Annotated in this window: 12 protein-coding genes and 1 other annotated feature; of the genes, 11 read left to right on the top strand and 1 reads right to left on the bottom strand. The window is 43.0% G+C overall.

The window, feature by feature from the left end; genetic code table 11:
* Positions 1 to 101: 101 nt before the first annotated feature.
* The 7 genes from hemA (at position 102) to BOD01S_RS19300 (ending at position 7376) form a co-directional block, all read left to right on the top strand.
* Positions 102 to 1463, top strand: coding sequence for a glutamyl-tRNA reductase (gene hemA / locus BOD01S_RS19330; RefSeq protein ID WP_036156549.1), 1362 nt, complete (start codon positions 102 to 104; stop codon positions 1461 to 1463).
* 209 nt (positions 1464 to 1672) lie between these two features.
* Positions 1673 to 2500: a cytochrome C assembly family protein gene (locus BOD01S_RS19325; protein ID WP_036156551.1), complete on the top strand. Its 828-nt coding sequence runs from the start codon at positions 1673 to 1675 to the stop codon at positions 2498 to 2500.
* A gap of 19 nt (positions 2501 to 2519) precedes the next feature.
* Positions 2520 to 3452 (top strand): hydroxymethylbilane synthase, encoded by a 933-nt coding sequence (gene hemC, locus BOD01S_RS19320; RefSeq protein ID WP_036156553.1) that lies wholly within the window; start codon positions 2520 to 2522, stop codon positions 3450 to 3452.
* The gene (locus BOD01S_RS19315) at positions 3442 to 4194 is read left to right on the top strand and encodes a uroporphyrinogen-III synthase (RefSeq protein WP_036156555.1); all 753 of its coding nucleotides are present in this window, start codon (positions 3442 to 3444) and stop codon (positions 4192 to 4194) included. The genes hemC and BOD01S_RS19315 overlap by 11 nt, the downstream gene beginning before the upstream one ends.
* Positions 4191 to 5171, top strand: coding sequence for a porphobilinogen synthase (gene hemB, locus BOD01S_RS19310; protein ID WP_036156557.1), 981 nt, complete (start codon positions 4191 to 4193; stop codon positions 5169 to 5171). The genes BOD01S_RS19315 and hemB overlap by 4 nt, the downstream gene beginning before the upstream one ends.
* Before the next feature lies 1 nt (position 5172).
* The gene (gene hemL / locus BOD01S_RS19305; protein ID WP_036156559.1) at positions 5173 to 6462 is read left to right on the top strand and encodes a glutamate-1-semialdehyde 2,1-aminomutase; all 1290 of its coding nucleotides are present in this window, start codon (positions 5173 to 5175) and stop codon (positions 6460 to 6462) included.
* 113 nt (positions 6463 to 6575) lie between these two features.
* On the top strand, positions 6576 to 7376 hold the full coding sequence (locus BOD01S_RS19300) for a hypothetical protein (protein WP_052124923.1): 801 nt from the start codon (positions 6576 to 6578) through the stop codon (positions 7374 to 7376).
* Here BOD01S_RS19300 and BOD01S_RS22720 read toward each other — a convergent pair.
* Positions 7353 to 7544 (bottom strand): hypothetical protein, encoded by a 192-nt coding sequence (locus tag BOD01S_RS22720; RefSeq protein WP_081978021.1) that lies wholly within the window; start codon positions 7542 to 7544, stop codon positions 7353 to 7355. The genes BOD01S_RS19300 and BOD01S_RS22720 overlap by 24 nt on opposite strands.
* Before the next feature lie 383 nt (positions 7545 to 7927).
* Positions 7928 to 8417: a binding site (T-box leader), on the top strand.
* A 42-nt stretch (positions 8418 to 8459) separates the two neighbouring features.
* Here BOD01S_RS22720 and BOD01S_RS19295 point away from each other — a divergent pair.
* The 4 genes from BOD01S_RS19295 (at position 8460) to BOD01S_RS19280 (ending at position 14519) form a co-directional block, all read left to right on the top strand.
* Entirely contained in the window at positions 8460 to 11102 is a 2643-nt protein-coding gene (locus BOD01S_RS19295; RefSeq protein WP_036156561.1) for a valine--tRNA ligase, read from the top strand.
* A gap of 150 nt (positions 11103 to 11252) precedes the next feature.
* A complete protein-coding gene (locus BOD01S_RS19290) occupies positions 11253 to 12539 on the top strand; it encodes a bifunctional folylpolyglutamate synthase/dihydrofolate synthase (protein WP_036156563.1) in 1287 nt (428 codons plus the stop codon).
* 43 nt (positions 12540 to 12582) lie between these two features.
* A complete protein-coding gene (locus BOD01S_RS19285; RefSeq protein WP_036156565.1) occupies positions 12583 to 13809 on the top strand; it encodes a bifunctional folylpolyglutamate synthase/dihydrofolate synthase in 1227 nt (408 codons plus the stop codon).
* A gap of 26 nt (positions 13810 to 13835) precedes the next feature.
* Entirely contained in the window at positions 13836 to 14519 is a 684-nt protein-coding gene (locus BOD01S_RS19280; RefSeq protein WP_169745624.1) for a hypothetical protein, read from the top strand.
* Positions 14520 to 14539 lie beyond the last annotated feature (20 nt).

Below are 14539 nucleotides of genomic sequence, written 5' to 3'. Positions count from 1 at the left end.
AGAATGTCGTTTCATATCATGTTCACAAATTTTAGCGTGAATTATGATTTCTTTATGTTACAATGAGTATTGTGAATTAGAACGTGTGAGGTGTAAGGTTCATGCATACATTAGTCGTAGGCTTGAATTATAAGACAGCGCCTGTCGAAATTCGGGAAAAACTATCATTTATTGAACGCGATTTACCGAACGCGATGGAAGCGCTGCAAAAAGAAAAAAGTATATTAGAAAACGTAATTGTATCGACATGTAACCGTACGGAAATCTATGCAGTAGTGGATCAGTTACATACAGGTCGTTACTATATCAAACAATTTTTATCAAACTGGTTCAATATACCGATCGAGAAGTTTGAAGACCATCTTTTCATCCAGGAAGATGACGACTCTATCCATCATTTATTCCGTGTGACAGCTGGGATTGACTCCATGGTGTTAGGTGAGACGCAAATTTTAGGACAAGTTAAAAAAAGCTTCCTGCAAGGACAGGAGATCGGTACAACGGGTACAGTTTATAACCAGCTGTTCAAACAAGCTGTAACCTTTGCAAAGCGTGCACATAGTGAGACAGCAATCGGGGAAAATGCTGTGTCAGTATCATATGCGGCCGTTGAGCTTGCGAAGAAGATTTTTGGCTCCCTTCAGCGTAAACATGTGGCGATTTTAGGTGCCGGTAAAATGGGAGAGCTTGCGATTCAAAACCTTTACGGCAATGGAGTTGGAAAAGTAACGGTCATTAACCGCACATTTGAAAAGGCACAGGATTTGGCTACGAAGTTCGAGGGGAACGCGAAGCCGATGGACGAGCTGCAATGTACTTTATTAGAAGCGGATATCTTGATCAGTTCCACTGGGGCGACAGATTATGTCATTGATTATGAATTGATGAAATATGTATCCCGAATGCGCAAAGGTGAACCGTTATTTATGGTGGATATTGCGGTACCGCGTGACTTGGACCCGAAAATCGGAGAGCTGCCGAATGTCTTTTTATATGATATTGATGACCTGCAGGGAATCGTAAATGCGAACTTGGCAGAGCGTGAAAAAGCGGCTGCACAAATTTCTGATATGATCGGTACCGAATTGGTGCAGTTTAAAGAGTGGTTTGCTACATTAGGTGTAGTTCCTGTCATTACGGCGCTGCGTGAAAAAGCGAACCGCATCCAGCAGGAAACGATGTCAAGTATTGAAAACAAGATGCCGAATTTAACAGAGCGTGAACGGAAAATTTTAAATAAGCATACGAAATCTATTATTAATCAGTTGCTGAAAGAGCCGATTCTGCAGGCGAAGGAATTAGCAAACTCGCCGAAAGCAAATGAAGAGCTGCAGTTATTCCAGCAGATTTTCGGTATTGAAGACGCTGTACAGGAAGAAGTCATTATGCATAAAAAAGCAGAGAAGGAACGGTTGGTTTCAACTCAAGGCAATATTTCGACAAATCCTGGGTATTCATTTTAAGTTAAGAAGTAATTTTTCATAAGCGTTTTCGTATCTGTATGGTAAAATATACAGGTACAAAGCGCTTTTTCTTTGTTTACGAGAAGGAGTCTTCCAACAATGGACAGGCAATAAAATGACATCTCGAGACAAAGAGGGGAAATATGTCGTTTAGAAGATAGACGAACTTTAGATAGGTAAGGATTCATTTAGAAAAAGAAGGGTTGCCTATGACAGAAATGACAATGACCAGATTATATGAAGTAATGGTCATTTTATATGCAATTGGAATTGTCTTTTATTTTATTGATTACCTTTATAAATATGTAAAGGCAAGAAGGGTCGCTTTTTGGTTCGTCTGTATCGCTTGGGTGATGCAGTCGGTATTTTTTATACTATTTATCATTGAAACACAACGTTTTCCAATATTATCTCTCTTTGAAGGGATTTATTTCTATGCATGGCTGCTGACAACCTTGTCGATTGTCCTCCATTGTATTGCACGTGTCGATATGCCGGTGTTTTTTGTTAATGTACTCAGCTTCGTGTTTGTGACGATTCACCTTTTTGCGCCGACTGAAAAAGTGCAGCCGATGGTTGATTCACTTGTATCGGAAATGCTTGTCATCCACATTTCGTTTGCCATCATGTCCTATGCGGCCTTTTCATTGTCGTTTGTATTTTCAATGTTATATTTGATTTTATACCGTATCCTAAAACAGAAAAAAGCACATCCTTTATGGTCGCGTCTGCCATCCCTGCAGCAAACAAGCAGCTGGATGAGCAATTCTATGCTGGTCGGGGTACCTTTGCTTTTCATTAGTCTAATTTTAGGGTTAGAATGGGCATTAATGACATTAGATAGATTATCTGTGTTTGATATTAAAATTATCGGCTCTTTTATTATTACGGTCATTTATTTGATCATTTTATTATTACATCGTAGTGGGAAATTGATGGGAACGAGCTACGCTTGGATTCAGATCTACGCCTATTTGCTAACGGTCGTGAATTTCTTCCTTGGCAATAAAATGTCGAACTTCCACTTATGGTACTAGCAGAAAGGTAGGATTTAAGTTGAGAAAAATTATTGTTGGCTCGCGTAAAAGTAAATTAGCTTTAACACAAACAAACTGGTTCATTAATGAGCTGAAAGCAGCAGGTGTTCCATTTGAGTTTGAAGTGAAGGAAATTGTGACAAAAGGCGATCAGATATTGGATGTGCAATTGTCGAAAGTAGGCGGCAAAGGGCTGTTTGTGAAGGAAATTGAGCAGGCGCTTTATGATAAGGAAATCGACTTTGCTGTTCATTCCATGAAGGATATGCCGGCCGTATTACCGGAAGGCCTTGTCATTGGTTGCATTCCGCCGCGGGAAGATGCGCGTGATGCCTTCATCTCAAATGGCAACATAAAATTCGCCGACCTACCTAAAGGTGCCGTTGTAGGGACAAGCTCTCTTCGACGCAGCGCACAGTTACTAACTATCCGTCCCGATCTTGAGATCAAGTGGATCAGAGGCAATGTGGATACACGCTTAAACAAGCTGAAAACAGAAGGATATGACGCCATTATTTTAGCAGCAGCGGGGTTAAAGCGCCTTGGTTGGAATGAAGACGTTGTAACGGAATATTTAGCCGCGGATATTTGCGTACCGGCTGTTGCACAAGGCTCGCTTGGAATTGAGTGCCGAGGAGACGATGCAGAACTATTGGCAGAATTAGCAAAACTGACAGACGCGGATACATGGAAAACAGCCCATGCAGAACGTTCTTTTCTTGCGGCAATGGACGGCGGCTGCCAAGTACCGATTGCAGGCTATGCCACAATCGATGGGGATACTATTACATTGACAGGATTAGTTGCAGCGCCGGACGCTTCCGTTACGTTTAAGGAAACGTTAACAGGAACAGACGCCGATGCTTTAGGAAAGGAAGTAGCAAAACGTTTAACAGAGCAAGGGGCCTATGATTTAATCCAGCGCGTAAAGGCTGAGCTGGATGCCAACTAATCGCCTTAGAGGAAAAACTATTGTTTTAACCGGCACACAGAAAACGTTGCCTATTAAGGAATTGATTGAGGAAAACGGTGGTGAGTGCATCGTTTTTCCTTTAATACAAACAACCGAGCTGCACTCGCCGGAGGATGCTGGCAGGTTGTCGGAGCTGGACAATTATGACTGGCTTATTTTCACAAGCCAAAATGCAGTTCAGGTGTTTATCGATAAATGTCAAAGAGCTGGAATAGATATCCGAAAGCTGGCATGCAGCATTGCGTCGGTTGGGGCTCAAACGACAGCTTTGCTGGAAAAATACGGGTTGAAAGTAGATTTTATGCCCTCTACATTCAGTGCGGATGTATTTGTTAAAGAGTTTCCAGAAACGGTACAAGAGACGCAGCGCAAGCTATTTATCAGAGGAAGCCTGGCAAAGCCGACGATTCGTAACGGCATAGCTAACATAACAGAATGGACAGTCTATGAAACGTGTGCCAATCATGCATCCGTTGTCCCGCTGGTGGAGCTCTTGAAGCAAAAACAGGCAATTGTTATTTTTGCCAGTCCTTCTGCTGTCCAGGTCTTTCAAGAAAAGGTCGCGCCGATTGTTGGCTGGCAGCATGTTTCTGCCGCAGCAATCGGCCATATTACGGCTGATGCATTACGTAAGCTTGGAGTGGAAGTGTATGTACAGCCGGCTACTTATACGATGCGAGCCGTAGTAGAGGAAATCATTTTATTGGAGGAAGAACAATGACAGAACTATTTTTCCAACGTCATCGCCGCTTACGTCAAAATGCGAGCATGCGTGCATTAGTAAAAGAGACATATTTACACAAAGAAGACCTAATCTATCCGATTTTTGTGATGGAAGGCGAGAATATTAAAAATCCCGTACAATCGATGCCGGGTGTATATCAATTTTCACTAGATCATCTAGGGGCAGAAATTGATGAGGTCGTTTCATTAGGTATTAAAGCTGTTATCTTATTCGGACTGCCGGCCGAAAAAGATGCGACAGGTTCGGGTGCTTACCATGATCATGGTATTGTCCAGGAGGCAACTCGCTTCATTAAAGAGCGCTATCCAGATTTGCTCGTCGTAGCGGATACATGCTTATGTGAATTTACGGACCACGGCCACTGTGGTGTGGTTGAGGGAGACCAGATTTTAAATGATCCTTCTTTAAACCTATTAGCTAAAACAGCGATTTCCCAGGCGGAGGCAGGTGCTGATATTATTGCGCCATCAAATATGATGGACGGCTTTGTAGCAGCAATCCGTGCAGGACTTGATGCAGCAGGTTTTGAGCATATTCCAATTATGTCGTATGCAGTAAAATATGCATCGGGCTACTATGGCCCATTCCGTGAAGCTGCAGACGGAGCACCAAAATTCGGGGACCGTAAAACATATCAAATGGATCCATCCAACCGTATGGAAGCTATCCGTGAAGCAACGTCTGATGTAGAAGAGGGGGCAGACTTCCTTATCGTTAAACCAGCGCTTGCCTATCTTGACATCATCCGTGATGTAAAAAATAATTTTCCGCTGCCAATTGTCGCTTACAATGTATCAGGCGAATATGCAATGGTAAAAGCAGCAGCATTAAATGGCTGGATTGATGAAAAATCAGTGGTGATGGAATCATTACTTGGTATGAAACGTGCCGGTTCTGACTTAATTATTACGTACCACGCAAAAGACGTGTGTCGCTGGTTGGAGGAGAAATAGTATGCGTTCTTACGAAAAATCAAAAGCTGCGTTTGCAGAAGCGGTAGACTTAATGCCGGGCGGTGTTAATTCCCCGGTCCGTGCATTTAAATCTGTCAATATGGACCCGATTTTTATGGAATCAGGACAAGGTGCGATTATCAAGGATATTGATGGCAACGAATATATCGATTATGTCCTGTCTTGGGGACCTCTTATTTTAGGACATTCTGAGCCAAACGTTGTAAAGGCAATCCAAGAGCAGGCAGCAAAAGCTACTTCTTTTGGAGCCCCATCACTTTCTGAAAATAAACTGGCGAAACTCGTAATGGATCGTGTTCCAGGAATCGAAATGATCCGTTTTGTTTCTTCAGGTACAGAGGCAACAATGTCTGCTCTTCGTTTAGCGCGTGGTTATACAGGCCGGGATAAAATCCTTAAGTTCGAAGGTTCTTACCACGGCCACGGTGACTCCTTGCTGATTAAAGCAGGGTCAGGTGTAGCGACACTTGGCTTACCGGATTCTCCGGGAGTTCCAGCTGATATCGCGAAAAACACATTAACAGTGGCGTACAATGACTTGGCATCCGCAGAGTTGGTATTTGAGAAATACGGCAAAGATTTAGCGGCTGTCATTGTAGAACCTGTAGCGGGCAACATGGGGGTAGTACCACCAAAGCCTGAATTCTTAAAAGGTCTGCGTGAGCTGACAGAAAAACATGGGACTGTCCTTATCTTTGATGAAGTAATGACTGGTTTCCGTGTGGATTATAACTGTGCGCAAGGGTATTACGGGGTAACGCCGGACTTGACAACGCTAGGAAAAGTAATCGGCGGCGGCCTTCCAGTAGGGGCATTTGCAGGGAAACGTGAAATTATGGAAAAAATCGCTCCAGCCGGCCCAATCTATCAGGCAGGCACATTATCAGGAAACCCGCTTGCGATGACGGCAGGCTACGAAACGTTATCACGCCTGACAAAAGAGTCTTATGAATACTTCAAAAAGCTGGGCGATCAGCTTGAAGCCGGATTCCGCGAGGCGGCAGGGAAGTACAATATTCCACATACAGTAAATCGTGCGGGCTCAATGATCGGTTTCTTCTTCACAAACGAAGATGTTGTAGATTTTGAATCTGCCAAAACATCTGATTTGGAATTGTTTGCCGAGTATTTCAAGCTGATGGCAGAAGAAGGCATCTTCCTGCCTCCTTCCCAATTTGAAGGCTTATTTATCTCAACAGCACATACGGAAGAGCATATCGCAAAAACAGTAGCTGCTTTCCATAAAGTATTTGAAAAACTTGCCCGATAAGGCAGTATGATTGTCCGCATAAAAAAAGCTGGGGTTGTACGAAAGCTTCCACTAGCCAAATAACGAATAAATATCCCTCCTTTATGCATACGGTGTTGCAAGGAGGGATTTTTTTGACTCAAACGATGCAATGGCAGGTGAATGAAACTTTTACATTTCCCAATGACTTTGGCTGTGTAAAAGATGTGAAATTGATAAATGTTCAGCCGAACTGGGAATGTGAGCAATTGTCTGAAGAGCTCCTTATACAAGGTATCTATCATATAATGGCGAGAGTAGAATTTGACCGCAAAAAGCATGCCCATTCGGAAATGGGCACACTCATTGAACATGTAGATTTACTGGATAATGAAGGGTATTTTGAATATGCCCTACCATTTCGAATGGAGCTGCCAAAGATGGAAGTGAAAAACTTACGGGTTAAAGATATTCAAACTACTTGTGGGGACGCGTTTGACATTGCCTGGCAGGTAATGTGTGTTTACGATGAAATAACTACTACCAATATAACGGATCATGAGAAAATTTTTATTGAAAAAGCAGCCGAAAGCTCTGAAAAAAGTATTCAAGTAATACACAACGAAAAGGTATTAGAGGATGTAATGGAAAGCAGTGTGAAAGAAATAATCGAAGTCTCTGCTGAAAAGATTGTTGAGAAAGTCGCCGATGCGGTTGTTGAAGAAGCGGCTAAAGAAACAATTCAAGAAATAGCTGAAGAGATAGCAATTGAAATAACGGAAGAAATTGCCGATAAAATTGCCGTGAATATGGTAGATGAAGTAGAAGAATTGATAGAAGAGCGTGTAGAAGAATATATAGATGAAAGCAGGCCGGAATCTACAGAATTTCTGTTTCACTTGGAAGATGGTTACCGAAAAGAAACATTCGCTTTAAATAAAGTCCGTAATCAGTAGATAGGCGATCAGTCCCAATATAGCTAACAAAATCAAGTCCCATGTAGACGGGAAAAACAATGTCCGGCAGCCCTGGAAAACAGTAATAGGTATAATGATTGTCCGGCAGTAAAAACGTGTTTTCCGAAGCCACGGAGGTAGTAAATAAGGGTTGTAATGTTTTCTCATATTATTACTCCTTTCTCGAGAAGATGAAGGCTATCCTGTAGAGGGATAGTCTTTTTTGTTCTATTAAAAAGAATAGTCCCCAGCCAGGCAAATGTTGATGAAGATAAAGTTAATAAAACAGGTGATGACATCAATGGCATTAGAAAAAAATTTAGTAAAGGCTGCTTTTAACCTTACAGTCTGCGTCCACTTTTAAAAATCCGGTTATTATAGTTTATTCGGTGGCCCCTCTTAACGCCACACCCCATTATCTCATGCTTTTACCCAACATAAGAAGAATCTCTTTTTTAATAAAAGCGTGTAGTTTTTTTAAAATGAACCATGATATGTAACAAAGCTTGAAAAAGCAGCATAAATTGATTACAATAACAGGTAACTAAATATTTGATGCTATGATCAGGAAGAGTAGAATGAACACCCTTTAGTAGAGAGGAAACGGTAGCTGAAAAGTTTCCAAAGCGGCCCATTTGAACGTAGCCTGGGAGCAGCCTTTATGAAATGATAGTAGTAAAGTGCCGGTTAAACACCGTTAACGAATGAAGAGCCAAAATGGAAAAGCATGCGAACGCTTGACAGATGAACGGCGCAAAAGAAAGCGTTTGTCAGTCAAGGAACAACGAAATGAGGCAGCCGGAGTGAACATACAGTTCATGAGGATTGCTGAGTGAGGAGTGACGCAGAATGCGAACACTTGACAGATGAACGGCGCAAAAGAAAGCGTTTGTCAGTCAAGGAACGACGAAATGAGGCAACCGGAGTGAACATACAGTTCATGAGGATTGCTGAGTGAGGAGTGACGCAGAATGCGAACGCTTGACTTGTGCCGTTTTGGAATTAAAGGTGGTACCGCGAACTAACTCCCTCGTCCTTTTATTGACGAGGGAGTTTTTTTATTTTCTATAAGGAGGAGTCAATATGACAGAAATCACAATGCCGACAAAGTACGACCCACAGGGCACCGAAGCCGGCCGCTATGAATGGTGGCTAAAAGGCAAATTTTTTGAAGCACAGCCTACAAGCGGGAAAGAGCCGTATTCGATTGTTATTCCACCGCCAAACGTAACAGGGAAATTGCACCTTGGCCACGCCTGGGATACAACACTGCAAGACATCATTATCCGCATGAAGCGCATGCAGGGATATGATGCATTATGGCTGCCGGGTATGGACCATGCTGGAATCGCTACACAAGCAAAGGTAGAAGAAAAGCTGCGCAGCGAAGGAATTACACGCTATGACCTTGGCCGTGAAAAATTTCTTGAAAAAACATGGGAGTGGAAGGAAGAGTATGCTTCCCATATCCGTGCGCAATGGGCAAAGCTAGGTTTGGCTCTTGATTATTCGCGTGAACGCTTTACATTGGATAAAGGTTTATCTGAAGCGGTAAAGGAAGTATTCGTCAAGCTTTACGAAAAGGGATTAATCTACCGCGGTGAACGCATTATTAACTGGGACCCTGCAGCTAAAACGGCATTGTCCGATATTGAAGTAATCCATAAAGAGGTAGAGGGTGCATTCTATCATATGGAATATCCGCTTGCTGATGGTTCCGGTACATTACGTGTTGCGACGACGCGTCCAGAAACAATGCTTGGTGATTCCGGGGTAGCAGTACATCCAGAAGATGAGCGTTATGCACATTTGGTAGGGAAAACAATTATCTTGCCAATCGTAGGTCGTGAAATCCCAATCGTAGCGGATGATTATGTTGATAAAGAATTCGGTACAGGTGTTGTAAAAATGACGCCGGCCCATGACCCAAATGACTTTGAAGTCGGCAACCGCCATAACCTGGAGCGAATTTTAGTCATGAATGAAGATGGCACAATGAACGATCTTGCCGGTAAATATGCCGGTATGGACCGATTTGAATGCCGCAAGCAAATTGTAAAAGACTTGCAGGAGGCAGGCGTGCTTGTTGAAATCGAGCCGCATGTCCATCAGGTAGGACACTCAGAGCGTTCCGGGGCGGTTGTAGAGCCGTACCTTTCAAAGCAATGGTTTGTTAAAATGGGACCACTTGCTGAGCAGGCACTTGCGATACAGGAAAATGAAGAAGAGAAAGTTCACTTCGTACCAAATCGTTTTGAAAACACATATAACCGCTGGATGGAAAATATCCATGACTGGTGTATTTCTAGACAGCTATGGTGGGGACACCAAATCCCGGCTTGGTACCATAATGAAACAGGTGAAATTTATGTAGGCAAGGAAGCGCCTGCTGATCCGGAAAATTGGACTCAGGACGAAGACGTGCTGGATACTTGGTTCTCTTCTGCTTTATGGCCGTTTTCAACAATGGGCTGGCCGGATGAAACAAATGAGGAATTTAAACGCTACTACCCGACAAGCACATTGGTAACAGGGTATGACATTATCTTCTTCTGGGTAAGCCGTATGATTTTCCAAGGAAAAGAATTTACAGGTGAACGTCCGTTTAAAGATGTTTTGATTCACGGGCTTGTGCGTGATGCGGAAGGACGTAAAATGTCGAAATCCCTTGGTAACGGGGTTGACCCAATGGATGTCATAGGTCAATACGGCGCGGATTCGCTGCGTTACTTCCTAGCGACAGGATCTTCTCCAGGGCAGGATTTGCGTTATACGACAGAAAAAGTTGAAGCGACTTGGAACTTTATCAATAAGATTTGGAATGCATCACGCTTTGCCTTAATGAATATGGAAGGTTTAACATACGAGGAAATCGATTTAACTGGTGAATTATCTGTAGCGGATAAATGGATTCTATCCCGTCTGAACCATACAATTGAACGTGTGACAACATTGTCTGATAAATATGAGTTTGGGGAAGTTGGCCGGGAGCTGTACAATTTCATTTGGGATGACTTCTGTTCATGGTATATCGAGATGGCGAAACTGCCGCTTTACGGTGAAGATGAAGCCGCAAAGAAAACGACACGCTCAGTACTTGCATATGTATTAGACCAAATAATGCGCCTGCTGCATCCATTTATGCCGTTTGTGACAGAGGAAATCTGGCAGCACTTGCCTCATGAGGGAGAATCCATTACAGTGGCTGCCTGGCCGGTAGTTCGTCCTGAATTTGATTTTGAAGCAGAAGCAGGCGATATGAAGCTGTTAATGGATATCATCCGTTCTGTACGTAACATCCGGGCAGAAGTAAATACACCGATGAGTAAGCAAGTACCACTTTATATTTCGGCCAAGGACGAAGCAACAGCTGCCGTACTGGATTCAAATAAAGCATATATCGAGAAATTCTGTAATCCGGAAACACTTGAGATTGGCGTAGGAATTGAAGCCCCGGGACAAACGATGTCTGCTGTTGTATCAGGAGCAGAATTATTCTTACCGCTGGCAGGCTTGATTAATGTGGAAGAAGAAGTTGCGCGTTTACAAAAAGAGCTTGAAAAATGGGCGAAGGAAGTAAAATTAGTGACAGGCAAGCTTTCAAATGAAAAATTCGTTTCGAAAGCACCGGAAGCACTCGTAAATGCCGAACGGGAAAAGCTTGCAGATTATGAAGAGAAATATGCAACAGTTGAGAAGCGTTTAGCTGAACTGAAAAATATGTAATGACGAGGGGGGTGCCGATTTGGCGCTTCCCTTTCATTTGTTTCTAGACAAATCAGTCTGAGTATTAGACAATGTGAAAGGATTAAAGGATCAACTAACGATGGCAATCGGACAAAGTACATAAGTAATCAGTTGTTGGGAGGCTAGATAATGTTTCACACTATGAAAGACTGTACCGATTTTATTTTCACATTAAAAGCAAGCCAGTATAAGGGACAGCCGCTTGAATCAGCGCGAAAAATTTTAGCGGCATTAGGAAACCCGGAAACATCCACACGTTTTATTCATTTTGCCGGCTCGAACGGCAAAGGTTCTACTCTTAATGCGACAAGGGAAATTCTAATGGCACACGGATTAACGGTAGGTGCCTTTATATCCCCGCATCTGGAGCGGCCGAATGAGCGTATAACAATCAATAAAAATCAAATTTCAGATGAAGACTTTTTATACTTTGCCAATAAAATCGCTGACATCGTACATAATCAATTAGACGGAAAGTTTCCGAGCTTTTTTGAATTTATGACGCTTATTATGTTTCAATATTTTGCGGCGGTACAATTGGATGTGGCGCTTATCGAGACGGGAATAGGCGGGCGCCTTGATACAACTAATGTACTGAACCCGGAAGTTAGTGTCATTACGACAATTTCATTAGAGCATATGGATATGCTTGGTGATACGATTGAAAAAATAGCCGGTGAGAAAGCGGGAATCATTAAATTTCAAAAACCTGTGGTCGTCGGTGTTCGGGAGCAGGAAGCCCGGGAGGTAATTAGGGGTGAGGCTAACAGGCGTCAAGCACCTCTTTATATGCTGGACGACACAATCCTTATAGAAAAAACAGCGGAACGGCAAATGCTTACTTACAAAGCATTGGGTAGAAAGATAGAGGATATTTATGTAATGATGGCTGGCGCACATCAATTGGATAATGCAGCACTGGCAATGACAGCTGCACTTTTGTATGATGCTTCCATCAGTGAGGAAACGATGCGGATAGGGCTCGAAAAAGCAAGCTGGAATGGGCGTTTTGAGCGGATAGCTCCTCAAATCATTCTTGATGGGGCTCATAACCCGGAAGGAACGGCTGCCTTACTGCAAACACTGGAGCAAATAGAGCCGGACAAGCATTATAAATTTGTCTATGCAGCTTTGCAGGATAAGGATCATCAGGAAAGCATACGGATGATGGATGGTGCAGCGGTCGAAATGTATTTTACAGAAATTGATTTACCACGGGCAGCGAAGGCAGAGATTCTTGCCGAAGAAAGTAAGCACCAGTGCAAATTCATACAAAAAGATTGGCGTGCCCTGCTCCTAAGGCTGCAGGGGAATTTAAAGGAAGACGAGCTCCTTGTCATTACAGGGTCACTTTATTTTATAGCTGAAGTACGTTCTTTTTTAGCTTCATACAGCAAAAGTCTCCCGCCTTTATAGAAGGTGCAATGACACCGGTATGTAATTAATAGGAGGAATAGAGATGATAACAGGGTTTGAGCATTACAAAAAAAAGTGGGGAGTTAATAGTGAAAATATCATTAAGCCTGGCCTTGATGCTATGAAAGAGGCACTTGCTCTATTAGGTAATCCGGAAAGAGGTACGTCATATATTCATGTAGCCGGAACAAATGGAAAGGGGTCAACGATTGCGTTTTTAGAATCTATCCTTTGCCAGCATGGTAAAACGGTAGGGAAGTTTATGTCCCCCTGCATATTGGATGTACATGATCAAATTCAAATCAACGGTGAAAAAATTACTGCCCAAGAAATGGATGGCCTCTTTCAAGAAATGCGGGAAGCGGGATTAGACGGCAAATGCACGGACTTTGAATTATTAACATGTGCAGCATTTTTGCACTTCCAAAAGCAGCACGTTGATATCGCTCTGATCGAGGCGGGCATGGGGGGACTTCTTGATAGCACAAATGTTATTACCCCACTCGTTTCTATCATCCCAAGCATCTCCCTGGAACATACGAATTTCCTGGGAAATACCCTGACAGAGATTGCAGCGCATAAGGCAGGCATAATCAAGCAAGAGGTACCGGTAGTTGTAGGAAAGCTGTCTGAAGAGGCAATGAATGTCGTAAAGCTAGAGGCAGAAGGCAAAAATGCGCCACTTTATATGCTTGGAGAGGAATTTACGGTAGAGGGGGAACAGTTTCTTTCACCAAAATATCAATTTTCTGCTCTTGAGCGGAGAATGCCCGGTACTCACCAGGGAGAAAATATGGCGCTTGCCATTATGGCCTTTCTACTTATAGCGGACAATATAACGACTGAATCGGTAAGAAAGGGCGTGGCGCTTGCAGCATTGCCGGGGCGGTTTGAAGAGGTACTGCCGAATGTTTACTTTGACGGAGCGCACAACCCAGCCAGCGCAGAAAAGTTGGTGGCTACTATTCAAGAGCAATTTCCGTATAAAAATATTGAGTTTGTCATTGGAATGCTTGCAGATAAGGATGTGGATGCGGTCCTGCGTATATTTGAAACGGTGAGCACGACATTTACATTTGTAAGTTTTGAGAACGAACGAGCCATGGAGGCGATAGATTTAATGAAGAAAAGCCGGGCTGTCGATCGCCGCATCATCCATTTGCCTGCTGAATATTTACAGGAGCCGGTAGAGAAGGGTAATGTCAAAATTGTAACAGGATCACTCTATTTGCTTGCTGCCTTACGGGCACAGCTTACAGGCGAAAAATAAAATTATTTGTCGAGAAATTTTAGGACATGGGCGACAAGGCTCCTGTCCTTTTTTCATTTTTATTTGTTACTGTTGTGCTAGAGGTGATGGTAATGTTTTCAAAGCAATTCATCAGTACAAAACAAATTTTCCGGGCTGCGGCTCTTGGTATGTTAATTGGATTAGCGGGTGTTGGAGCTTTTGCTCTTTTTCTCATTACAGCGAAAGATTCGGCTGAAGTTCCGGAAGCGACCGAAAAGGAGGAGACTATAGAAGCAAACGCGGCTCCGCAGCAGACAGCTCGTTTTTATGCAAGCCAGCATGGAGCCTTCACGACATTTGACAGTGCCTCAGCCTTTTTAGCACAGAATCCTACATTAAATAAGGCAGTCGTTGTGCAAGTGGCGGATACATTTTATGTATGGTCAAAGGTGGCACTGGCAAAGTTGACAGAGGAAACAGTTCCCGCTTCTTTCTCAAAATCCTTTCAGTTTTCCAGCAACGGGTGCACCAAAAACGCCATTGCCGATATTCCCGCTTATTTACAGGATGAAAACAAGCTGAAAAATAATTTTCAAGCAAACGGCAAAGATGCAGGGCTTCCTGAGGAATGGACATCCTTTATTGAAAGTATTGCACCGCTTTCGAATGATATGAATGTCATTCGGCTGCACGCGCTAGCGCAATTTTACGGAGAAAATGACTGTCTAAAAATACAATTTGACTCATAAAACGTGCGCAAAATAAAAAT

It is taken from the genome of Lysinibacillus odysseyi 34hs-1 = NBRC 100172, assembly GCF_001591965.1.
Lineage (GTDB): Bacteria > Bacillota > Bacilli > Bacillales_A > Planococcaceae > Lysinibacillus_B > Lysinibacillus_B odysseyi.
The sequence above is the reverse complement of the archived record's forward strand: the minus strand, read 5'-3'. Positions and strand labels throughout refer to the sequence as shown.